Here is a 22,135-nt window from a genome sequence, read left to right on the forward strand (position 1 = left end):
GTCAGGCCCTCCGGAACATGCCGAGCATGCGGCGGGTCACGGCGAAGCCGCCGAAGACGTTGATGCTGGCCAGCAGCACGGCGACGAACGCCAGCACGGTCACCACCGAGCTGACGTGCCCGAGCTGCAGCAGCGCGCCGACGACGATGATCCCGGAGATCGCGTTGGTGACGCTCATCAGTGGGGTGTGCAGCGCGTGGTGCACGTGCCCGATCACGTAGAAGCCGACGACCACGGCGAGGGCGAACACCGTCAGGTTGCCGATGAGCTGGTCGGGGGAGAGGGCGGCCAGCACGAACAGCAGCGCGGCGCCCAGGCCGACCAGCGCGACCCGGCGCCCGGGCGGGGCCTCCTTCCGCACCGCGGGTTGCCGCGGCGCCGGGGCGGGCGTCGCGACCGGGGCGGCCGACACCTGGACCGGCGGCGGGGGCCACAGCCGCTCGCCGCCCCTCGCCACCGTCATGCCGCGGACGACGACGTCGTCGAGGTCGAGGACCAGCCGCCCGTCCTTGCCGGGGGTGAGCAGCTTGAGCAGGTTGACCAGGTTGGTGGCGAACAGCTGCGAGGCCTGCGCCGGCAGCCGGGCCGGCAGGTCCGTGTAGCCGATGATCGTGACGCCGTTCGGGGTCACCACCACCTCGTCGGCCACCGAGCCGGCCACGTTGCCGCCCTGCGCGGCGGCCATGTCGACGACCACCGAGCCCGGCTTCATGGACGCGACCATGTCCTCGGTGAGCAGCCGGGGGGCCGGCCGGCCGGGGATCAGCGCGGTGGTGACGACGACGTCGACGTCGCGGGCCTGCTCGGCGTACATGACGGCGGCCCGGGCGTTGAAGGTGTCGGACGTGACCGACGCGTACCCGGTGCCGGACCCGGCGGCCTGCTCCGCCTCGTCGGCCGGCACGCCCACGTACTCCCCGCCCAGGGAGCGCACCTGCTCGGCGACCTCCGGCCGCACGTCGGTGGCCCGGACGATCGCGCCCAGGCTGCTGGCCGCACCGATCGCGGCCAGCCCCGCCACACCGGCACCGGCGACGAACACCTTGGCCGGGGGCACCTTGCCCGCGGCGGTCACCTGACCGGTGAAGAAGCGGCCGAAGGCGTGCGCGGCCTCGACGACGGCGCGGTAGCCGGCGATGTTGGCCATCGAGGACAGCACGTCGAGCGACTGCGCGCGGGAGATGCGGGGGACGGCGTCCATGGCCAGCGCGGTGACGCCCCGCGCGACGAGCGCGTCGAGCAGGTCGGGGGACAGGGCCGGGGCGAGCAGGCTGACCAGCACCGCGTCCGGACGCAACAGCGCGACCTCGTCGGGGGTGGGGGCGTTGACGTGCAGGACGACGTCGGCACCCCAGGCCTCGGCGGCCGAGCCGATCCGCGCCCCGGCGGCGACGTAGGCCCCGTCGGTGCACGAGGCCGCCTCCCCGGCGCCGGCCTGCACCAGCACCTCGTGCCCGAGCGCGCGCAGCTGCTCGACGCTCACCGGCGTCGCGGCCACCCGCGTCTCGTTCCGTCGGGTCTCAGCCGGCACACCGATGAGCACGCGCACTCCAACGACAGTTCGGGCCGGCGGCACTGCCGGCGGGACTGGGTGGTGCAGCGGGGAGGCGGACGGGCCGACCCCGGTGGTGCATCGTGACAGGCACCGGCGCGGTCACGGACCACCGCGGGGGGATTCGTGACACGGATCGCACCCGGCTCCGGGTGCTCAGCCGGACGCGGCCACCCGGTCGGCGACGTCGCGGAGCAGCGCCGGCCAGTCACCGGACCCCTCCAGGCCCTCCTCGCGGCCGAGCCGCACCACGACGAGGTCGGTGGCCGGGTCGACGTAGACGAACTGGCCCTTGTTGCCGCGCGCGTAGAAGCGCTCCTCGCGCTCGGTGTCGACCCACCACCAGTACTGGTAGTGCTCGGCCGGGTCGGCGGAGGTGTCCCGCGCGGTGGCCTCGGTCACCCAGGCCGCGGGCACGACCTGCCGGTCGCCGGCACGGCCCTCGCGGGCGAACAGCAGGCCGAAGCGGGCGTAGTCCAGCGCCCGGGCGTTGACGCCGCTCTCCATCTTCGGGAAGCGGGTGGCCTCGCTGTCGGCACTCCAGCTCGCGTCGCCCTCGGCGCCCATCGGCCCCCACAGCACCTCGGCGGCGTACTCCTCGACCGGCCGGCCCACCGCCCGCTCGAGCGCCAGCCCCACGAGCAGCGGGTTGTAGTTGTTGTACAGCCACGTCCGCCCGGGCGGCTCCGCGACCTGCACGCCGAGGGCGAGGGTGCGCAGGTCGGTGTCGTAGTAGGTCAGCGCGTCGTCGCTCCAGGGCAGGCCCGCCTCCTCGTAGGACAGCCCCGAGGACATGGTGACCAGGTGCCGCAGGGTGATGCGGCCGAAGCCGGGGTCGCGCTCGAGCAGTTCGGGGACGTACTCGGTGACCGGGTCGTCGAGGCCGCCGATCTCACCCCGCTCGATCGCGATGCCCACGAGCGTGGACAGCACCGACTTCGCCACCGAGAACGACGTCTGCGGCGTCTCGCGCGTGGTGCCCTCGCCGTAGCGCTCGACCAGCACCTCGTCCCCGCGCAGCACGACGAAGGACGTCGTGCCCGTGCGGTCGAGGAGTTCGCCGAGGTCCTGCTCGCCCTGACCAGGCACCCTCACCCGGTCGAGGACGCCGTCGGGCAGGGATCCCTCCCGCAGGGGCAGGACGTCGCCACCGGCTGGGATGGGCAGGGAGGGGAAGCGCAGCCGGTCGTCGACGTCGGCGTCGCGCCATGCCAGCGCCCGGGCGATACCAGAGGTGTCCACCGACGCCAGGGCCCATGCCTGCGCACCCCCGACGGTGACGGCGACCAAGGTGAGGACGCCGACGAGCCCGGCCGCCACCCACCCGCGGCGACGGCGCACCCGCCGTGCCAGCACTCCGGCGAGGGCCATCCCGAGTGCGGGCGGGACCAGGAGCCAGGCGACGTGCACGGCGCGGCAGCCTAGGCCGTCCGGCGGCCGGGCGGGCCGGGACGCACCGCGGCCGGCGCCCCGAGGGGACGCCGGCCGCCGGCCTGGTTCGTGTGCCATGGCCTCGCTGCAGGGGCCCACCGCGAGCGTGCGAGCGGTGGGGGCAGGGAGGTCCTCACCGGGTGTAGGGCGCGCCCAGCGGGTCGACCGTCGGGTAGCTGTCGACCGAGGCGGCCAGGCGGTCGGCCGCCCAGTCGCCGTCGCCGAGCAGGTGGTCGATCGCGGTGAGCCGGCTGGTGTAGTGGCCGACGCTGTACTCCGCGGTGACCCCGATGCCGCCGTGCAGCTGGATGGCCTCCTTGCCGATGTGGCGGCCGGCGCGGCTGGTCTGCAGCCGCGCCCGGTCGCCCGCGACGACGACGTCGCCACCGGCGTCGGCCACCATGCTCGCCCACAGCGCGGTGCTGCGGGCCAGCTCCAGCGACACGTACATGTCGGCCGCCCGGAAGGTCAGCGCCTGGAACCGGTTGAGCGTGACGCCGAACTGCTTGCGCGTCTTGAGGTACTCCGACGTCGTGCGCAGCGCGGTGTCCATCGCCCCGACCGCCTCGTTCGAGTAGGCGATCCGGGCCAGGGCCTGGGCGCGCTCGACGTCGGCGGCGCGGTCCGCGGTGCCCTCGCCGAGCAGCTCGGCCGGGGTGCCGTCGAAGGTCACGTTCGCGGCGCGGCCGCCGTCGTGGGTGCGGTAGCCGGTGCGGGTCAGCCCCGCGGCGTCGCCCTGCACGAGGAACAGCGCGGTGCCACCCCCGACCGCCGCGGACACGACCAGGACGTCGGCGCGGGCGCCGTTGGCGACCGGCTCCTTGACACCGGTGAGCGTCCAGCCGTCGCCGGCCTGCGTCGCAGTGACCGCCGACGCCGAGGCGCTCCAGCGCGCGGCGGGCTCGGCGTGCGCGAAGGCGAGCACGCTCGTGCCCTCGGACAGCGGCCCGAGGACCGCGGTCCGCTGCGCGTCGGTGCCGACGGCGGCGACCAGGCCGCCGGCCAGCACCACGGCCTCGACGAAGGGCTCCGGCGCCAGGACCCGGCCCATCTCCTCGGCGACGACGCCGACCTCGATCGGGCCGGCGCCCATGCCGCCGTGCTCCTCGGCGAAGGGCAGGCCCAGCACGCCCATCTCGGCCAGCTGCGTCCAGGTCTTCTCGTCGAAGCCCGGGTCGGTTCCGGCCACCTGACGGCGCCGCTCGCTGTCGGAGTAGGCGCGCTGCAGCAGGCCGCGCACGGCCTCCCGCAGGTCGTTCTGCTCGCTGTCGTAGGTGAAGTCCACTGCTAGCTCACAGCCCCAGGATCGTGCCGGCGATGATGGTCCGCTGGACCTCGTTGCTGCCCCCGTAGATGGAGACCTTGCGGTAGTTCAGGTACTCCGGCGTGGCCACCCGGGCCCAGTCGGGGACCTGCGAGCCGCCGTCGGCGAAGGAGGCCAGCGAGAGCGGGCCGGCCAGGTCGACGATCAGCTCGGTGGCCGCCTGCTGCAGCTCCGAGCCGCGGAGCTTGAGCACCGAGGACGCCGGGTGCGGCTTGCCGTCGGCGGAGTTGGCGACGACGCGCAGCGCGGTGAGCTCGAGCGCCATCAGCTCGTTCTCCAGCTCGGCGATGCGCGCGGTGGTGCGCGGGTCCTCCGACAGCGGGCGGCCGCCGGAGGAGATCTCCCGGGCGAACTCCTTGGCCTGCGCGATCAGCTTCTTGGTGGCGCCCACGCGGGCGATGCCCACGCGCTCGTTGCCGAGCAGGAACTTGGCGTAGTCCCAGCCGCGGTTCTCCTCGCCGATGAGGTTCTCGGCCGGCACGCGGACGTCCTCGAAGAAGACCTCGTTGACCTCGTGGCCGCCGTCGATGAGCTGGATCGGGCGCAGGGTCACGCCGGGGGTGTCCATCGGGAAGACCAGCATCGAGATGCCGCGCTGCTTCTTCTCCGCCGTCGGGTCGGTGCGGACCAGGCAGAAGATCCAGTCGGCGTACTGGCCGAGCGTGGTCCACGTCTTCTGCCCGTTGACCACCCACTCGTCGCCGTCGCGGACGGCGGTGGTGCGCAGCGACGCGAGGTCGGAGCCGGCGTCGGGCTCCGAGAAGCCCTGGCACCACCAGATGTCGAGGGCGGCCGTCCTGGCCAGGAACCGCTCCTTCTGCTCCTGGTCGCCGAAGGCGGCGATGACCGGGCCGATCATGCTGGTGTTGAACGCGAGCGGCTCCGGCACGCTGGCCAGCTGCATCTCCTCGCGCCAGATGTGGCGCTGCAGCGGCGTCCAGTCCTTGCCGCCCCACTCGACCGGCCAGTGCGGCACGGCCAGCCCGGCGGCGTTGAGCACCTGCTGGGCGTGGACGTACTGCTCGCGGGTCAGGTGCCGGCGTGCCGCGATCGTGTCGCGGATCTCCTGCGGCACCTGGGTGGTGAAGAAGGTGCGCATCTCATCCCGGAAGGCCTCCATCTCCGGGGAAAGCTGCAACCGCATGGGACCTCTCTCCTGACAGCGCGCTGAGACGCCGTCTCGACGTGTTCCCCGACGATCCCACACCGGTTACCGGGCAGTAAGTGCGGCTCTCGGGCGCGTCGCCCGCGGAGACCGGGCGGTGCGGACACGCGCCCCGGGCCCCGGGCGGCCGCCCGGGGCCCGGGCGCCGCTGCCCACGCCGGTCAGGGCAGCCGCACCACGTCGGCCAGCACGCCGCCGTCGTCGGTGAGCCGATCCGGCGCGGGGCTGTCGTAGACGACCAGGAGCCGGCCGTCCCCGGCCTCGCCGAGCAGACCGATGCCCTCGGCGTGGTCGTCGCCGTCCCCGAACGGCAGCGCCAGGTCGCGGGTCAGCAGGTCACCGCGGACGACGGCCGGCTCCTCGCACACGGCGGCGCCGTGCCAGCGGTAGACGTACACCGGGCCGTCGAGGTCCATGGTCGGGCCGGCGAGCACGAGGAGGTCGTCGCCCTGCGGGCACAGGTCGCGCACGCCCAGGCCGGCCAGCCGCAGCACGTGCTTGCGGTAGCGGCGGCCGTCGGGGAACTTCCGCAGGCGCAGCCGGGCGGGGTCGCGCTCGTCGACCTCGGGCCGCAGCTCGAGCACGATCGCCCAGCCGCGCAGCACCGGACCGCGCAGGCCGAGGTAGACCCGCTCGCCGGTGACGGCGATGCCCTCGATGTCGAGGCCGTTGTCCTTGCTCGGGATGGGGAGGAAGGGGCCGAGGTGCTCGTCGTCGGCGAGCAGGTCGCGCAGGTCCTTGCCGCGGGTGCCGAACACGGCGGCGCTGTGGGTGCCGTCGTCCTTGACGAGGGTGGGCAGCCCGTCGACGTCGACCACCGGGATGCGGGCGATGACCTGCCGGCGCGGCTGGCCGGTGACCTTGGCCAGCCGGCGCAGGGCCTGGTCGCCGTCGTGCTCGTCGCGGATCCGGCGGCGGCGCAGGCTGTGCGAGCCGACCGCCCACACCGCGCCGTCGTGGCGGGCGATGCCCTCGATGTCGGCCTCCTCCTCGACGTCCGGGCCGGTGCCGCCGGGCAGGGGCACGAGGTCGGCGAGGGAGAAGGTGGTCTGGTCGCCGTAGCAGGTGGGGTCGGCGGGGTCGTCGGCGACGAGCCGCTCGATGGTGGCGGTCTCGTCGCCGGCGACCCACAGCACCGGCCCGTCGCTGCGGACGGCCGAGAGGTTGGTGTGGGTCAGGGCCTCCCGCGAGGCCGAGCCGAAGCGGAGGGTCACGGTGCGCTCGGTGGTCACGGCCGGGCACTGTGGCACGGTCCGGCGCTGTCCGGGGCGGTCCTGTGCGTCGTACCGTGCGGCATGGATCTCGTCTGTCCCAAGTGCCAGGGCGTCATGCGCACCTACGAGCGCAACGGCGTGCACGTCGACCAGTGCACCGAGTGCCGGGGCATCTTCCTCGACCGCGGCGAGCTCGAGCGGCTGGTCGACGCCGAGAACTCCTGGCACGGCGCGGCCGCCGGCGCCCCGCAGGGCCGGCCCGCCCAGCAGCCGCCGCAGCACGGGGCGCCGCAGCAGTACGGGACGCCGCAGCACGGGGGGCCACCGCACGGGGGGCCACAGCACGGGGCGCAGTACCCGGCCGCCGCCGGAGGTGCGGGGCTCGGCGCCGTGGTCAACGAGGTGCTCGGGGCGGTGAGCCGCGGGTCCTCCCACGGGTCCTCGCACGGCTCCTACGGCCACAAGAGGCGCAAGGAGTCCTTCCTGTCCGACCTCTTCGGCTGATGAGGGACCCTGCTGCCCCCCACCGCTCGCAGGCTCGCGGCGGGCCCCTGCAGCAGGGCCGTTCCAGCACGTCACCGAGCCGGCGGCGGTAGCGTCCCGGCCGTGGCGGGGCGGGAGCTGGTCGTGCTCGGCACCGCGAGCCAGGCGCCCACCCGCACCCGCAACCACAACGGCTACCTGCTGCGCTGGGACGGCCGCGGCTTCCTCTTCGACCCCGGCGAGGGCACCCAGCGGCAGATGCTGCTCGCGGGGGTCCCGAGCAGCGCGGTGCACCGGGTCCTGCTCAGCCACTTCCACGGCGACCACTGCCTGGGCCTGCCCGGCGTCGTCCAGCGGATGTCGCTCGACGGGGTGGCCCACCCGGTGGTCGCCCACTACCCGGCCTCGGGGCAGGTCTTCTTCGACCGGCTGCGGCACGCGTCGGTCTTCGCCGACCGGGCCGACATCAGGGAGGAGCCGGTGCACGCCGACGGCGTCCTGGCGCAGGACCCGGCCGGGACGATCGAGGCGCGCCGGCTCGAGCACCCGGTGCCGTCCTTCGGTTACCGCCTCGTCGAGCCCGACGGCCGCCGGATGCTGCCCGACCGGCTGGCCGCCGCCGGGGTGAGCGGTCCCGACGTCGGCCGGCTGCAGCGCGAGGGCGCGCTGCGGGTGGGGGAGGCGACGGTGCGCCTGGAGGACGTCAGCGAGCCGCGCCGCGGGCAGCGGTTCGCCTTCGTCATGGACACCCGGATGTGCCTCAACGTCGCGGCGCTGGCCGAGGGCGCCGACCTGCTGGTGATCGAGTCGACGTTCCTCGCCGAGGACGAGGCCCTCGCGCGGCGGTACGGCCACCTGACCGCCCGGCAGGCGGCGCGGGTGGCGGCCGGCGCGGGGGTGCGGCGGCTGGTGCTCACCCACTTCTCCCAGCGCTACCCCGAGCCGCGCCGGTTCGAGGACGAGGCGGGCGCCGAGTTCGGCGGCGACCTCGTCGTCGCCGCCGACCTGCAGCGGGTGGCCGTCCCCGCCCGCGGAGAGGTCCCGGCGGGTGACGGCCGCCCGTCGGGGTAGCCCGCCCAGGACGCCCCATCCGAGGAGGACCGCCGATGCCCCGGCTCGACGCGACGACGCTGCCCGGCCTGAGCCCGTCGGTGTGGACCCCGCGCTACGACCGGTCGGCGGTGACGGCCGGCATCGTGCACCTCGGCGTCGGCGGCTTCCACCGGTCCCACCAGGCGATGTACGTCGACCGGCTGCTGGAGTCGGGGCAGGCCCAGGACTGGGGGATCTGCGGGGTCGGCGTGCTGCCGTCGGACCGCCGCATGGCCGAGGTCATGGCGGCGCAGGACTGCCTGTACACGCTGCTGGTGCGCCACCCCGACGGCTACCTGGACGCGCGGGTGGTCGGCTCGATCGTGGAGTACCTCCTCGCGCCCGACGACCCCGAGGCGGTGGTCGAGCGGATGGCGGCACCCGGCATCCGGATGGTGTCGCTGACGGTGACCGAGGGCGGGTACAACACCTCGCCGGTCACCGGCGCCTTCGACACCGAGGCGCCCGCCGTGCTCGCCGACCTGCAGCCGGGCGCCGCGCTGCGGACGACGTTCGGCCTGGTCACCGAGGCGCTGGTGCGGCGGCGGGAGCGCGGGCTGGCGCCCTTCGCCGTCGTCTCCTGCGACAACATCCCCGGCAACGGGCACCTCGCGCGCGAGGCCTTCGCCGCCTTCGCCGCGCTGCGCGACCCCGCCCTGGGGGAGTGGGTGGCGGCCGAGGTGCCGTTCCCGAACTCCATGGTCGACCGGATCACGCCGGCGACCACCGACGCCGACCGGGTCCAGCTCCGGCAGCTCACCGGCATCGAGGACGACTGGCCGGTGGTCTGCGAGCCGTGGACGCAGTGGGTGCTCGAGGACGCCTTCCCCGGCGGGCGCCCGCCGCTGGAGGACGTCGGGGTGCAGCTCGTGGCCGACGTCGCCCCCTACGAGCTGATGAAGCTGCGGCTGCTCAACGCCGGCCACCAAGTGCTCGGCCACCTGGGCCGCCTCGCCGGCCACGAGTACGTGCACCAGGCCTGCCAGGACCCGCTGTTCCGCGAGTTCCTGCTCGGCTACCTCGACGAGGAGGCCACCCCCACCCTCGCGCCGGTGCCCGGCATCGACCTGCGCCGGTACAAGTCCGACCTGGTGGGCCGGTTCGCCAACCCCGCCATCCGCGACACCCTCGCCCGCATCTGCGAGAACGCCTCCGACCGCATCCCGCAGTTCCTCCTCCCGGTGCTGCGCGCCGACCTCGCCGCGGGGCGGCCGGTCCACCGGTCGGTCGCCGTCCTCGCCGGCTGGGCCCGCACGGCCGAGGGCTCCGACGACGAGGGGCGGCCGCTGGAGGTCTCCGACCCGCGCCGCGACGCGCTGGTCGCCCGCGCCCGCGACGCCGACCCGCTGGCGTTCCTCCGCGAGCGCGACGTGTTCGGGGACCTCGCCGACGACCCCCGGGTGGCCGCAGCGTTCACCGCGACGCTGGCCTCGCTGCGGGAGCGGGGGGCCCGGGCGACGGTGGAGGACGTCGTCCGCGGCCGCCCGGCGCGCGCGGCCGGGTAGCCCGGTGGTCGGCGGGGGAGGCTACGAGCCCGACTGGTTCGGCCTGCTGGGCCGCGAGGTGCTGCGCGAGCGGCGGGCGGCGCTGATCGCCGAGGCCTGCGCCTGGAGCGTGGGCCTCTCCGACCGGCCGCACCACCTGCGGCTGCGCGGCCGGCTGGTGGCGACCGGCTCCACCATCGGCCACCGCGCCGCGCTCGGCCAGCCGCTGTCGGGCGAGGAGGACGGCCGCATCGAGCTCGGCGACGCCCGGCCCGGCAGCTTCCAGGACGCGCTCAACGCCGTCGACGCCGACGGCACGGTGTGGGCCGACCGGTTCGACCGCGAGGTGATCGAGCCGTTCGTGCACGAGACCTGCGTTCTCGCCGCCGAGCGCGCCCGCCCCACGCGGCCGGGGCGCTGGGCCGAGCTGCTCGACGAGCTCGGCGAGGACCCCGACGACGCCGACCCGGGGGACGTCGTCCGCGCGGGGGAGTGGGAGGAGCCGCTGCGCACCGAGGCCGAGCACCTGGTGCTGGCCGCCCTGGGCCGGGCGCCGCTGCTGGAGGTCGAGTCCGAGGGGCTGCCGCTGTCGCTGGTCCGCGCCGCCGAGGCCACCGCCCGGGCCGCGGCCGCGCCACCACCGGCGCCGGAACGGGACGAGGACCTCTCCGCCGCGCTGTTCCTCGCGCTGGCCGCCGTCCGGGAGGCCGGCCTGCCCACCCCGGTGCCGCCGGACGACGCCGGCCGGCTGCTCGCCGCGCTGCTGGAGCAGGGGCTCGAGCCGGAGGAGGTCACCGGCGTCCTGTCACACCTGCGGCTCGCACCCGGCACGGCCGACCGCGTCGCCGCGCTGCTCCACGCCGACTGAGCAGTTCCGGTCGCCTACACGCGCGGACGCGCCGGTGCGGACGGCAGCAACTGCGCAGTCGGCTGCGCTGCTTCAGTAAGGCAGACCGGTGTAGTTCTCCGCCAGCTCGCGGGCGGCGGTCTCGCTCTGGCACACCCGGCGCAGCTGGGACAGCTGCAGCTCGGCGTCGAAGGGGTCGCCGGTGGTGTGCAGCATCGAGGTCATCCACCAGGAGAAGTGGGTGGCCCGCCAGACCCGCCGCAGCGCGGTGTCGGAGTAGGCGTCGACGAGGTCGGTCTCCTTCTCCTGGAGCAGCCGCACCAGCGCGCGGGACAGCAGGACGACGTCGGCGACGGCGAGGTTGAGGCCCTTGGCGCCGGTGGGCGGCACGATGTGCGCGGCGTCGCCGGCGAGGAAGAGCCGGCCGCGGCGCATGGGTGCGCTGACGAAGGAGCGCATCGGCAGGATCGACTTCTCGGTGACCGTCCCCGTGCTGATCTCCCAGCCCTCGTGCGCGAACCGGGTGGCCAGGCCCGCCCAGATGCGGTCGTCGGACCAGTCCTCGATCCGCTCCGCCGGGTCGACCTGCAGGTACAGCCGCGACACCGACGGCGAGCGCATGGAGTACAGCGCGAACCCGTCGGGGTGCCAGGCGTAGACGAGCTCGTCGGTGGCCGGGGCGGCGTCGGCCAGGATGCCCAGCCAGGCGTAGGGGTAGGTGCGCTCCCACAGCCGCTGCGTCGTGCCCTCGGCGACCACGGCCCGCGACGGGCCGTGGAACCCGTCGGTGCCGGCGACGACGTCGCACTCGAGGACCTGCGGGGTGCCGTCGGCGTCGGTGAAGCGGACCCGCGGGCTGTCGGTGTCGACGTCCTCGATTGCGACGTCGGAGACGTCGAAGTGCAGCGGCGGGCCGCCGTCGAGCTGGGCGGCGACGAGGTCCTTGACCACCTCGGTCTGCCCGTAGACCCACACCCGCCGGCCGCACAGCGACGGGAAGTCGAGCTGGTGCCGCACGCCCGGGTACTGCAGGTACACGCCGCGGTGCTCCAGGCCCTCGCGGTGCAGCCGGTCGCCCAGGCCCGCCTCGCCGAGCACGTCGACGGTGTTCTGCTCGAGGATCCCGGCGCGGACGCGGGCCTCCACGTACTCCCGCGAGCGGTTCTCCACCACCACCGAGTCGATGCCCTGCAGCGTCAGCAGCCGCGACAGCAGCAGGCCGGCCGGGCCGGCGCCGATGATCCCCACCTGGGTGCGCATGGCGCCGAGTGTGACCCCGGCTACCCGCGGCTGGACACCGGTGCGTCCCGCTCAGCGGAAGTGCGCGCCCCGGTTCAGCGCCCGCCCGATGCCCCGGGCGGCCACCTCCAGCACCGGCACCAGCCGGGGCAGGTCACGCCGGTGACTGGGCACCACGATGCCCAGCGCGGCCGCGACGACGGTGCCGCCGGCGCGCTCCACCCGCACCGGGACCGCGACCGACAGCGTGCCCAGCGACATCTCCTCCGCGGTGCGCGCCCAGCCGCGGCGGCGGACCTCGGCCAGCTCCCGGCGCAGCCGGCCGGGGTCGACGACGGTGTGCCGGGTGGGCCGCGCGGGCGCGGTCAGCGCCTCGGCGACGACCTCGTCGGGTGCCGCGGCGAGCAGCACCTTGCCCACGCCGGTCGCGTGCAGGGGCAGCCGGCTGCCGACCTGGCTGACCACGGGCACCGACTCGCGGCCGGAGATCCGCTCGACGTAGAGCGCCGACAACCCGTCGCGCACGGCGAGGTGGACGGTGTCGCGGGTCGCGGTGTGCACGTCGAGCAGGAAGGGCGCGGCCACCTGGCGCAGCTCCAGCTGGACGGGGGCGAGCAGGCCGAGGTCCCACAGCTTGCGGCCGATCTCGTAGCGCCCGTCGGGCCGCCGCGACAGCGCGCCCCAGCCGGTGAGCTCGGCGAGCAGCCGGTGCGCCGTCGTCAGCGGGGTGCCCGACCGCTCGGCGATCTCGCTGAGGGACAGCCGGGGGGCCGACGCGTCGAACGCGTCGAGGACGGCGAGCGCCCGCGAGGTCACCGATCGCCCGCGCCGTGCCGCCCCGCCCGCCATGCGGCGCAGTCTCCCACCCAGCGGAAGAGCCGGGACCCCGGGTCTTCCCGCCGCGGCCCGGGGTGCGGTGGGCTGGCCCCGTCGGCGGGAGGTCGCGATGACCGAGCAGGGACCGGTGCGGCTGCCGCTGCGCTACCACGACACGGCGGTGGCCAGCTCCTACCACCTGGCATCCGCGGCCGCGGTCGCCGCCGCACTGCCGCGGCGCGGGGGCCAGCCGCTGCTGCGCCCGCTGCCCGGCCCGGGCGGCCGCACGGTGGTCGCCGTGCACGCCTTCCGGTACCGGACGGTCACCTGGACCGGGCCCGACGGCGCCACGCACAGCCTGGCGCCCTACGGCGAGGTCGGCGTCACCGCCGGCGTCCTCGCCGGACCGGCGGCGCGCGGCGGGGGCCGGCCGGCGACGGGCGGGTTCGTGCTCCAGCTGCCGGTCACCTCGCGGGAGGCCCGCGACCTCGGCCGGGTGGAGTGGGGCCTGCCGAAATGGCTCGCCGACATGGACTTCCTCGACGCCCCAGACCGCCAGGAGGTCCGGCTCGGCGAGGACGGGGCCGAGGTCCTCACCCACACCGTGCGGGCCGGCGGCCCGGCCCTGCGGGGCAGCGGCTCGCGGACGCTGTGGTCGGTGCGCGACGGGCGGCTGCTGGAGACGACCGTCACCGTCCTGGCGCGGTGGCAGGCCCGGCCCGGCCGGGGCGCCGCCGCGGTCGTCCTGGGCGCGCACCCGGTGGCCGACGCGCTGCGCCGGCTCGACCTGTCCCCGGCGGCGCTGGCCGCCTTCCGCGCCGTGGAGTACCGCAGCACGCTGCCCGCGGGCCGGCCGCTCGGGCTCGTCGACGGCCCGCCTTCCCCGGTCCACCCCGGGCGGGAGGACGCCGTCGGCCGGTTCACCGTCGCCCACCCGGGCACCGCGCCCCTGCCGCAGTACGCGGCCGGCTGATCAGCCGGGCGCCGGCTCCCCGTCCCGCTCCTCCTCGAGTGCCGCGTCCAGCGCCGCCCAGGGGCCGAGCGCCGCGCCCGCCGCCCGCTCCCGGGCCTCCGCGTCGTCGCCGAGCGCGGCGCGCAGGGCCGCGCGGAGGCGGTCGGCCAGCGCCTGGTGCGGCGACCAGCGGGCCACCCCGAGGCCGGCGCGCGCGGCCTCCGCCGCCCCGGCCAGCCGGGCGGCCGCCTCCTGCCGGCCGAGCGCGAGGGTGAGGGCGGCCAGCACCTCCAGGCAGGCGGCCGCCCCCTCCAGATCGCGGGTCCGCCGGTGCAGGGCCACGGCCTCGTCCAGCCGGGCCCGGGCCCGCGGCAGGTCGCCGGCCATGAGCGCGGCCTGGGCCAGGGTGTCGCTCAGCAGCGCGGCCAGCTGGTCGTCGGCGGCCGCGGCGGCGAGCCCGCGCGCCTCCCCGGCGACCCGCTCGGCCGCGGCCAGGTCGCCACCGGCCAGCGCCACGCCGGCGCGCAGCATCCCGGAGAACGCGACCGACCAGCCGTCGCCGCTGCGCCGCAGCTCCTCCAGCGCCTCGTCCAGCATCGGCCCCACGCGGGCGTCGGCCGGCGGCAGCGTCATCGCCAGCGCGCTGAGGCCGTGCCCGGCCAGCCACGCGTCGCCGCGGCTCCGGGCGCCGTCGACGAGGCCGTCGACCAGCCCGGCCGCGGTCCCCGGCGAGCCGAGCGCGATCCGCAGCGCCGCCCGGGCCCAGGCCAGCCGGCCGGCCAGGTCCGGCGGGAGCGTGGCGGCCGACGGCAACGCCGCGGTGGCCTCGGCGAGCTCGGCCATGGCCGGCAGCAGCCCGCGCGCCCACCACCAGCGCACCAGCGGCGCGGTCAGCCGGACGGCCAGCTCGGCGCGGTCGGTGGCGACCGCCCAGCGCAGCGCGGCGCGCAGGTCGGCGGTCTCGGCGTCGAGCCGGGTGCGCCACAGCCGCGCCGCCGGGCCGGAGAGCCCGGCGCCGGCCTCGGCGCCCAGTCCCGCGAGGTGGCGCGCCCACCGGGTGCGGGTCGCCTCCTCCTCGCCGCGCTCGCGCAGCCGCTCGGCGGCGTAGGTCCGGACCAGCTCGAGCATGCGGAAGCGCGGCTCGCCGTCGCCGGTGTCGGTGGGGGTGACCAGGCTGTGGCCGACCAGGTCCGACAGCGTCTCCAGGACGTCGAGGTCCCCGGCTCCGTCCTCGTCCCGGCTGGCGCCCACGGCCTCGGCGGTGTCGAGCGTGCACCCGTCGGCGCACACCGACAGCCGGGCCAGCAGTGCCCGGCCCCGCTCGTCGAGCAGGTCGTGGCTCCACGCGATGGTGGCCCGCAGGGTGCGCTGCCGGTCGGGGACGTCGACGTCGGGGTCGCCCAGGTCGAGTGCCAGGTCCAGCGCGCGGTCCAGCGCCCGGTCCAGGCGCGCCAGCAGCGACCGCGGCGGCAGCGTGCGCACCCGGGCCGCGGCCAGCTCGACGGCCAGCGGCAGGCCGTCGAGGCGGCGGACGAGCTCGGCCACCGGCCCGGCGGTGGCGTCGGTCAGGCGGAACGCGGGGTCGGCCTGCTGGGCCCGGGCCACGAACAGCTCGACGGCGGGGACGGCGGTCACCGCCGCGAGCCCGGCGTCCCGGGGGCCCGGCGTCCCGAGGGGCTCGATCGGCACGTCGTGCTCGCCGCGCAGCCGCAGCACGGTGCGGCTGGTCGCCAGCAGCTGGGTGCGCGGGCAGTGCGCGAGCAGCGTGGCCAGGCCGGGAGCGGCGGAGGCGACCTGCTCGAGGTTGTCGACGACGAGCAGCGCGCGCCGGCCGGCCAGCCGGTCGGCGACCAGGTCGAGCAGGGGGCGGCTGCCCTCCGCCGACACCCCGACCGCCTCGGCGACGGCGCCGGGGACGTCGGCCGGGTCGCGGACGCCGGCGAGGTCGACGAACCAGGTGCCGTCCCGCAGCGGCTCGACGGCCGCCGCCGCGGCCAGCGCCAGCCGGGTCTTGCCGATCCCGCCCGGGCCGGTGAGCACCACCAGCCGCACGGCCGGGTCACCCAGCAGCGCGGTCACCGTGGCGAGCTCGGCGGTGCGGTCGACCATCGGGGTGGGCGGCGTCGGCAGCCACCCGGCGGCCAGGCCCGGCGGGGCCGGTGCCGCCCGGGAGAAGCGCTCGCTGAGCAGCACGGCGAGGTCGTCGGCGACCTGCTCGCCCAGCCGCTCCGGGTCGCGGTAGGGGGTCGTCGAGACGCCGCCCTCGGCCTGCACCCGCTGCAGCAGCCGCGCCAGCCGCGGGTCGCGGGCGGGCGCCGGGGTGCGGACGTAGAGCAGCCGCGGCATCCCCGCGGACAGCTCCAGCTCGTCCTCGATGCCCGAGACGGTCATCCCCGGGCCGACCCACCCGTAGCGGTCGCCGTAGACGCCGACGAACACCTCGCTCTGGGCGAGGTAGGCACGGTAGAGGTCGCGCGGCGGGTGCGGCCGCGCGCCGAGCTCGAACATCACCGGGCTCAGCCGCAGCCGGACGACGGCGTCGCGGACGGCGCGCCGCTCGGCGGCCAGCTCCTCCAGCGTCGAGGAGACGAACACGCGCAGCCGCCGGTCGGGCGTCGCGATGGCCGGGGGCGGGCCGCCGGACACGTCCGCCGCAGCGGTCACGGACACCTCCCGCCCGCCGCCGGGCACGCCGCCCGGCCGGGTCCCGGACGGGAGCGAGTCTAGGGACGGTCCCGCCGTCCGGTAACCCGGTGACAGCGCACCGGCGGCGGTGGTTGCATGGCGCCGCACGGGGGACGTGTGCACCCGGAGGGACCCGTGCCCCCTGCCCGGAACCACCACGGCCCCACGTGCTCCGCACCCGGCGGTGCGGCGTGAGCGGCACCGAACCCGGCTCCGGCCCCGGCACCGCGCTGGTCGTCGTCGCCCGCGACGAGGGCCTGCGCACGGCCACCGTGTGCGAGCTGGAGCGCCGGTACGGCACCGATTACCGGGTCGTGTCCGGCACCGACCCGGGTGAGGTGGAGGCCCTGCTGCACGACGCGGGCGACCCCCCGGTGGCCGCGCTGCTGGGCGCGCTGGGCGAGGCCGACCCGGACGGGCTCGACGTGCTGCGCACCTGTCACGCCGGCCACCCCGGCGCGATGGCCGTGGCGCTGATCCGGTGGGGCGACTTCGACACCGCCCGGCCGATCTTCGAGGCGATCACCGTCGGCCAGCTCGACCGCTGGGTCTACGCCCCGCAGCACCGCGCCGACGAGGAGTTCCACCGCTCGGTCACCGAGGTCCTCGACGAGTGGTCGAGCCGGCAGGGCGGCGGCTTCGAGGCGGTGCGGATCGTCGGCGACCGGTGGGACCCGCACGCCGGGCACCTGCGCGACCAGCTCACCCGCAACCGGATCCCGACCGGCTTCTACGAGGCCGGCTCGCCCGAGGGCCGTGCGGTGCTCGAGGACCTCGGCCTGACGCAGCCCCGGCTCCCGGTGGTCGTGGTGCGCTTCCGGCCCGAGCGGACGGTGCTTCAGGCGCCGACCGACCTCGAGATCGCCGAGGCCTTCGGCCTGTTCGACCCGCTCGACCCCGACGCCGTCCACGACGTCGCCATCGTCGGCGCCGGCCCGGCGGGACTCGGTGCCAGCGTCTACGCCGCGTCGGAGGGGCTGGACACCTTCCACCTGGAGTGCGAGGCGGTGGGCGGGCAGGCGGGCACCAGCTCGCTCATCCGCAACTACCTCGGCTTCCCCACCGGCGTCAGCGGCAGCCGGCTGGCCTTCTCGGCCTACCAGCAGGCGTGGGCGTTCGGCACCCGCTTCTCCTTCATGCGCACCGCCGCGTCACTGACCACCGAGGACGGCCTGCACCGGCTCATCCTCAACGACGGCTGCACCGTCCGCGCCCGGACGGTGGTGGTCGCTACCGGCGCGGCCTGGCGGCGGATCGGCGTGCCCGAGCTGGAGTCGTTCACCGGCCGCGGCGTCTTCTACGGCGCGGCGGTCAGCGAGGCGCCGGCGATGGGCGGCCGGCACGTCTTCGTGGTCGGCGGGGGCAACTCCGCCGGGCAGGCGGCGGTGTACCTGTCGCGCCACGCCGAGCGGGTGACGCTGCTGGTCCGCCGCGCGTCGCTGACCGAGACGATGTCGGAGTACCTGATCCGCGAGCTCGTGGCGCTGCCGCGCGTCGACATCCGCTACCGCAAGCAGGTGGTCGGCGGGAGCGGCAGCGACGTCCTGGAGCGGGTCGTGCTGCGTGACCTCGACACCGGCGCGGAGACCGAGGAGCCGGGGATGGTCTTCGTGATGATCGGCAGCGAGCCGCGCACCGACTGGCTGGCCGGGACGCTGGCCCGCGACCGCTGGGGCTTCCTGCTCACCGGCTCCGCGCTCACGGCCGACGACGCCGCACCGGCCTGGCCGCTGGACCGCCCGCCGGCGCTGCTGGAGACGAGCACGCCGGGCGTCTTCGCCGCCGGCGACGTGCGGCAGGGCTCGGTCAAGCGGGTGGCCTCGGCGGTGGGGGAGGGCGCGCTGGCGGTGACCCTGGTGCACGCGCACCTGGCCTCGCTCGCCGCGATCCGCTGAACCCGCCCCTTCCGCCCAGCGGGACGGGGCGCTCGCGGCGGCCGGTGCGCCGGCCGTAGCGTCACGGTATGACCGGCACCACTCCGCGGGAGCTCCTCCTGCCCCGCTACGTGCGCGAGGACCCCGCCGCCCGCACTCCCGTCGGCTTCCCCGACTACCGCAGCACCGCGCTGCGGGCGCCCCTGCGGACGCCGGTCGACCTGCCGCACCGGCTCACCGAGGTCACCGGACCGGTGCTCGGCGAGGACCGGGTGCAGCCGCACGACGCCGACCTGACCTGGCGCAACGGGGGGGAGGCGGTCGGGCAGCGGATCCTCGTGCACGGGCGGGTGCTCGACAGCGACGGCCGCCCGGTGCCCGGTGCGCTGGTCGAGGTGTGGCAGGCCAACGCCTCCGGCCGCTACCGGCACGTCGTCGACACCTGGCCCGCCCCGCTGGACCCGCACTTCGACGGGCTGGGCCGGGTGGTCACCGACTCCCTCGGCCGCTACGAGTTCCTGACGGTCAAGCCCGGCGCCTACCCGTGGGGCAACCACCACAACGCCTGGCGCCCGGCGCACATCCACTTCAGCCTGTTCGGCCGCGCCTTCACCCAGCGCCTGGTCACGCAGATGTACTTCCCGGACGACCCGTTGTTCGGCCAGGACCCGATCTACAACGCCATCCCCGCCGCGGCCCGCCACCGCGCGGTCGGCCGGTTCTCCCTCGAGCGGACGCAGGACAACTGGGCGCTGGCCTTCGAGTGGGACGTCGTGCTGCGCGGCACCGAGCAGACCCCGTTCGAGACCGAGGACGACGGGGACGTCGCGTGAACCCCCTGGACGTCCCCCCGGACCCGGCCGTCCCGTTCCAGCCCCGCTCGGGACAGCGCGGCAGCGGCTTCCTCACCGGGCCGTTCCGGCTGGGCACCACCCCGAGCGCCACCGTCGGCCCGTACCTGGCCATCGGGCTCACCTGGCCCGACGGCGACTGGGCCGCTGCGGAGGGCACGCCGGGCGGGTTCTGGCTGCGCGGCCGCGTGCTCGACGGCGCCGGCGACGTCGTCCCCGACGCGATGGTCGAGACCTGGCAGGCCGACCCCGATGGGCGCTTCGCCTCGCCCGAGGACCCGCGCGGGGCGTCGTCCTCCCCGGGTTTCCGCGGGTTCGCCCGCGCGCAGACGCTGTCCGGCGAGTTCGCCGTCTTCACGGTCAAGCCCGGCCGGGTGCCCGACGGCGAGGGCGGCCTGCAGGCGCCGCACGTCGACGTATCGGTGTTCGCCCGCGGTCTGCTCGACCGCGTCGTCACCCGCGTCTACTTCGCCGACGAGGCCGAGGCCAACGCGTCGGACCCGGTGCTGTCGGCCCTCCCGGAGGACCGCCGGGCCACCCTGCTCGCCACGCCGGCCGACGACGGCTACCGCTTCGACGTGCACCTGCAGGGAGACCGGGAGACGGTCTTCTTCGCCGTATGAGCCTCTTCGCCGGCACCTTCGCCCGCGGCGCCGCGGCCGCGGCCGTCTCCGACGACGCCTGGTTCCGGGCGATGCTCGAGGTCGAGGCGGCGCTCGCCCGGGCCGCGGCGGCGTCGGGCCTGGTGCCGGCGACGGCGGCCGACGCGGTGGCCGCGGCCTGCGCCGACCCCTCCCGGCTCGACCTCGCCGGGGTGGTCGGGCGCGCCGCCGACGCCGGCAACCCGGTGCCGCCGCTGGTCCGCGCGCTGCAGGCCGCCGTGGGGGAGCGCGACGCGGTCGCCGTCCACGTGGGCGCCACCAGCCAGGACGTGCTGGACACCGCGTTGGTGCTGCTCGCCCGCTCGGCGGTCCGCGCGGTCGACGCCGACCTCGCGGCCGCGGCGGAGGTGTGCGCGCGGTTGGCCCGCACCCACCGCGACGACGTCGTCATGGGCCGCACCCTGATGCAGCAGGCGCTGCCCACGACCTTCGGGCTGAAGGCCGCGACCTGGCTCGCCGGCCTCGACGGCGCGCGGCTGCGGCTGGCCGAGGTGGTGGCCGGCCTGCCGGTGCAGTACGGCGGCGCGGTCGGCACCCTGGCGGCGTCGTCGGGCGCCGGGGTGGCGGTGCGGTCGGCGCTGGCGGCCGAGCTGGGACTGGTCACGACCGCCGTCCCCTGGGCCACGGTACGGCTGCCCGTGGCCGACCTCGCCGGGGCGCTGGGCGCGGCCGCGGGCGTGGTGGCCACGGTCGCCGTCGACGTGGTGCTGCTGGCGCAGTCGGAGGTGGCGGAGGTCGCGGAGGACGGCGGTGCGCGAGGCGGGTCGTCGGCGATGCCGCACAAGCGCAACCCCGTGGCGGCGATCTCGGCGCGGGCGTGCGCGCGGCGGGCCCCGGGGCTGGTGGCCACGCTGCTCGGCGCCATGGAGCAGGAGCACGAGCGCGCCGCGGGCGCCTGGCACAGCGAGTGGCCGACCCTCACCGACCTGCTGGTGACGGTGGGGTCGGCGGCGTCGTGGCTGGCGGAGGGCCTGCGCGGGCTGCGCCCCGACCCCGCCCGCATGGCCGCGACCGTCGCCGCCGCGGGCGAGGGGTCGCTGGCCGGCGCGCTGGCCGAGGCGCTCGCGCCGTCGCTGGGCCGCGGTGCGGCCCACGACGCGGCGGCCGCGGCGACGCGGGAGGCGCGGGAGTCGGGCCGGCCGCTGGCCGAGGTGCTCGCCGCCCGGGACGACGTCGACGCCGCCGCGGTGCTCGCCGCGGCGGCGCCGGACGTGGGGGAGGCCGGCGCGCAGGTGGACGCGGCGCTGGCCGAGCACGAGGAGCTCGTGGAGGGGGCGCCGTGAGCGCGGTCGAGGTCAGCTACACCGAGGACGGGGCGGCCGACGCGCCGGTCGTCGTCCTGTCCAACTCGCTGGGTGCCACCCGCGGCATGTGGGACCCGCAGGTGCCGGCGCTGGCCGAGCGCTACCGGGTGGTCACCTACGACACCCGCGGGCACGGGGAGTCGCCCGCCCCGGCCGGGCCGTACACCGTCGACGACCTGGTGGACGACCTGCTCGCGCTGCTGGACCGGTTGGGCGCGCGGCGCGCGCACGTGGTCGGCCTGTCGCTGGGCGGGATGACGGCGATGCGGCTGGCCGCGCGGGAGCCCTCCCGCGTCGGCCGGCTGGCGCTGCTGGCGACGTCGGCGGCACCGGACCCCCAGGGGTTCCTCGACCGGGCGGTGCAGGCCCGCGCCGGCGGCACCGCGCCGCTGGCCCCCGCGATCGTGGGCCGGTGGCTGACCCCTGGGTACGCCGCGCAGCACCCGCAGCTGGTCGCCCGGCTCGAGGCGATGATCGCCGCGGCCGACGACGAGGGCTACGCCTCGTGCTGCGAGGCGGTCGGCCACTTCGACGCCCGCGACGACCTCGCGCGGATCACCGCGCCGACCCTCGTGGTGTCCGGCGCCGACGACCCCGCGCTGCCGCCGCCGCACCAGCAGGCGATCGCCGGGGGGATCGCGGGGGCGCGGCTGGTGACCATCAGCCCGGGCGCGCACCTGCCCAACCTCGAGCAGCCGCTGGAGGTCACCGGCGAGCTGCTCGCCCACCTCGACGCCGCCGGGAGCTCCGCGTGAGCGGCCCCGACGAGCCCTCGACCGACGACGCCCGCCGTGAGGCGGGGATGCGCACCCGCCGCGAGGTCCTCGGCGACGCCTGGGTCGACCGCGCGGTGGCGGGCACGACGCCGTTCACCGCGGGCTTCCAGGACTTCATCACCCGGGTGGCGTGGGGCGACGTCTGGCAGCGGCCCGGCCTGGAGCGCCGGGAGCGCAGCATCGCCACGCTGTCGATCTGCATCGCGCTGCGGCACTGGGACGAGTTCGCGCTGCACGTGCGCGCCGCGGTGCACAACGGGCTGAGCGAGGCCGAGATCGGCGAGGTCGTCCAGCACGCCGCCGTCTACGCCGGCGTGCCGGCCGCCAACCACGCGTTCAAGGTCGCCGGCCCGATCCTCGAGGAGCTCCGCGGGCAGGAGTGAG

General features: G+C 76.6%; 19 protein-coding genes. 11 read left to right on the forward strand and 8 right to left on the reverse strand.

The genetic code is table 11. The features are described from left to right. Position 1: 1 nt before the first annotated feature. From BM165_RS00435 to BM165_RS00455, 5 genes are all read right to left on the reverse strand, one after another. Complete coding sequence (locus tag BM165_RS00435) at positions 2-1,576, reverse strand: Re/Si-specific NAD(P)(+) transhydrogenase subunit alpha (protein WP_348271779.1); 1,575 nt, start codon at positions 1,574-1,576, stop codon at positions 2-4. 132 nt (positions 1,577-1,708) lie between these two features. After that, positions 1,709-2,962, reverse strand: a complete 1,254-nt coding sequence (locus BM165_RS00440) for a serine hydrolase domain-containing protein (RefSeq protein WP_075011568.1) — start codon at positions 2,960-2,962, stop codon at positions 1,709-1,711. Between the two features lie 154 nt (positions 2,963-3,116). Beyond that, positions 3,117-4,268 (reverse strand): acyl-CoA dehydrogenase family protein, encoded by a 1,152-nt coding sequence (locus tag BM165_RS00445; protein ID WP_075011569.1) that lies wholly within the window; start codon positions 4,266-4,268, stop codon positions 3,117-3,119. A gap of 7 nt (positions 4,269-4,275) precedes the next feature. After that, the gene (locus BM165_RS00450; protein WP_075011570.1) at positions 4,276-5,451 is read right to left on the reverse strand and encodes an acyl-CoA dehydrogenase family protein; all 1,176 of its coding nucleotides are present in this window, start codon (positions 5,449-5,451) and stop codon (positions 4,276-4,278) included. A gap of 182 nt (positions 5,452-5,633) precedes the next feature. Then, a complete protein-coding gene (locus BM165_RS00455) occupies positions 5,634-6,704 on the reverse strand; it encodes a DUF3616 domain-containing protein (protein ID WP_075011571.1) in 1,071 nt (356 codons plus the stop codon). Positions 6,705-6,767: 63 nt separating this feature from the next. On the opposite strand from BM165_RS00455, the gene BM165_RS00460 reads away from it, so the two are divergent. The 4 genes from BM165_RS00460 to BM165_RS00475 all read left to right on the forward strand — a co-directional run bounded on the left by BM165_RS00460 (position 6,768) and on the right by BM165_RS00475 (position 10,613). Next, entirely contained in the window at positions 6,768-7,190 is a 423-nt protein-coding gene (locus tag BM165_RS00460) for a TFIIB-type zinc ribbon-containing protein (RefSeq protein ID WP_075011572.1), read from the forward strand. 102 nt (positions 7,191-7,292) lie between these two features. Further along, positions 7,293-8,240, forward strand: coding sequence for a ribonuclease Z (locus tag BM165_RS00465; protein ID WP_075011573.1), 948 nt, complete (start codon positions 7,293-7,295; stop codon positions 8,238-8,240). Positions 8,241-8,275: 35 nt separating this feature from the next. Beyond that, on the forward strand, positions 8,276-9,766 hold the full coding sequence (locus tag BM165_RS00470; protein ID WP_075011574.1) for a mannitol dehydrogenase family protein: 1,491 nt from the start codon (positions 8,276-8,278) through the stop codon (positions 9,764-9,766). A 4-nt stretch (positions 9,767-9,770) separates the two neighbouring features. Next, on the forward strand, positions 9,771-10,613 hold the full coding sequence (locus tag BM165_RS00475; RefSeq protein ID WP_075011575.1) for a hypothetical protein: 843 nt from the start codon (positions 9,771-9,773) through the stop codon (positions 10,611-10,613). Positions 10,614-10,685: 72 nt separating this feature from the next. Here the strand turns inward: BM165_RS00475 and BM165_RS00480 are convergent, their stop codons facing one another. Beyond that, complete coding sequence (locus tag BM165_RS00480) at positions 10,686-11,852, reverse strand: 4-hydroxybenzoate 3-monooxygenase (protein ID WP_075011576.1); 1,167 nt, start codon at positions 11,850-11,852, stop codon at positions 10,686-10,688. A gap of 51 nt (positions 11,853-11,903) precedes the next feature. Then, complete coding sequence (locus tag BM165_RS00485) at positions 11,904-12,680, reverse strand: IclR family transcriptional regulator (protein WP_075011577.1); 777 nt, start codon at positions 12,678-12,680, stop codon at positions 11,904-11,906. A 97-nt stretch (positions 12,681-12,777) separates the two neighbouring features. Here BM165_RS00485 and BM165_RS00490 point away from each other — a divergent pair, with 97 nt between their 5' ends. Beyond that, entirely contained in the window at positions 12,778-13,620 is an 843-nt protein-coding gene (locus tag BM165_RS00490; RefSeq protein WP_075011578.1) for an acetoacetate decarboxylase family protein, read from the forward strand. On the opposite strand, the gene BM165_RS25920 is transcribed toward BM165_RS00490, so the two are convergent. Next, positions 13,621-16,263 (reverse strand): ATP-binding protein, encoded by a 2,643-nt coding sequence (locus tag BM165_RS25920; RefSeq protein WP_177225052.1) that lies wholly within the window; start codon positions 16,261-16,263, stop codon positions 13,621-13,623. Between the two features lie 212 nt (positions 16,264-16,475). Here BM165_RS25920 and BM165_RS00500 point away from each other — a divergent pair, with 212 nt between their 5' ends. From BM165_RS00500 to pcaC, 6 genes are all read left to right on the forward strand, one after another. After that, entirely contained in the window at positions 16,476-18,179 is a 1,704-nt protein-coding gene (locus BM165_RS00500) for an NAD(P)/FAD-dependent oxidoreductase (protein WP_075012047.1), read from the forward strand. 68 nt (positions 18,180-18,247) lie between these two features. Further along, positions 18,248-18,991 carry a protocatechuate 3,4-dioxygenase subunit beta gene (gene pcaH, locus BM165_RS00505; RefSeq protein ID WP_083426909.1) on the forward strand — a complete coding sequence of 248 codons (744 nt, stop codon included), beginning with the start codon at positions 18,248-18,250 and terminating at the stop codon, positions 18,989-18,991. Beyond that, positions 18,988-19,632, forward strand: coding sequence for a protocatechuate 3,4-dioxygenase subunit alpha (gene pcaG, locus BM165_RS00510; protein ID WP_177225053.1), 645 nt, complete (start codon positions 18,988-18,990; stop codon positions 19,630-19,632). Before pcaH ends, pcaG begins: the two co-directional genes overlap by 4 nt. Beyond that, on the forward strand, positions 19,629-20,954 hold the full coding sequence (gene pcaB / locus BM165_RS00515; RefSeq protein ID WP_075011580.1) for a 3-carboxy-cis,cis-muconate cycloisomerase: 1,326 nt from the start codon (positions 19,629-19,631) through the stop codon (positions 20,952-20,954). Before pcaG ends, pcaB begins: the two co-directional genes overlap by 4 nt. Further along, on the forward strand, positions 20,951-21,730 hold the full coding sequence (pcaD, locus tag BM165_RS00520) for a 3-oxoadipate enol-lactonase (RefSeq protein ID WP_075011581.1): 780 nt from the start codon (positions 20,951-20,953) through the stop codon (positions 21,728-21,730). The genes pcaB and pcaD overlap by 4 nt, the downstream gene beginning before the upstream one ends. After that, entirely contained in the window at positions 21,727-22,134 is a 408-nt protein-coding gene (pcaC, locus tag BM165_RS00525) for a 4-carboxymuconolactone decarboxylase (protein WP_075011582.1), read from the forward strand. The genes pcaD and pcaC overlap by 4 nt, the downstream gene beginning before the upstream one ends. The last annotated feature ends 1 nt before the right edge of the window (position 22,135 follow it).

It is taken from the genome of Geodermatophilus obscurus (assembly GCF_900115395.1).
Taxonomy (GTDB): domain Bacteria; phylum Actinomycetota; class Actinomycetes; order Mycobacteriales; family Geodermatophilaceae; genus Geodermatophilus; species Geodermatophilus obscurus_B.

Bases quoted from the DNA above. Each gene is read 5' to 3' on its own strand.
- BM165_RS00450 (WP_075011570.1), bottom strand. From the start codon at position 5,451: ATGCGGTTGCAGCTTTCCCCGGAGATGGAGGCCTTCCGGGATGAGATG.
- BM165_RS00460 (WP_075011572.1), top strand. From the start codon at position 6,768: ATGGATCTCGTCTGTCCCAAGTGCCAGGGCGTCATGCGCACCTACGAG.
- BM165_RS00470 (WP_075011574.1), top strand. From the start codon at position 8,276: ATGCCCCGGCTCGACGCGACGACGCTGCCCGGCCTGAGCCCGTCGGTG.
- BM165_RS00480 (WP_075011576.1), bottom strand. From the start codon at position 11,852: ATGCGCACCCAGGTGGGGATCATCGGCGCCGGCCCGGCCGGCCTGCTG.
- BM165_RS00485 (WP_075011577.1), bottom strand. From the start codon at position 12,680: ATGGCGGGCGGGGCGGCACGGCGCGGGCGATCGGTGACCTCGCGGGCG.
- BM165_RS00490 (WP_075011578.1), top strand. From the start codon at position 12,778: ATGACCGAGCAGGGACCGGTGCGGCTGCCGCTGCGCTACCACGACACG.
- pcaH (WP_083426909.1), top strand. From the start codon at position 18,248: ATGACCGGCACCACTCCGCGGGAGCTCCTCCTGCCCCGCTACGTGCGC.
- pcaB (WP_075011580.1), top strand. From the start codon at position 19,629: ATGAGCCTCTTCGCCGGCACCTTCGCCCGCGGCGCCGCGGCCGCGGCC.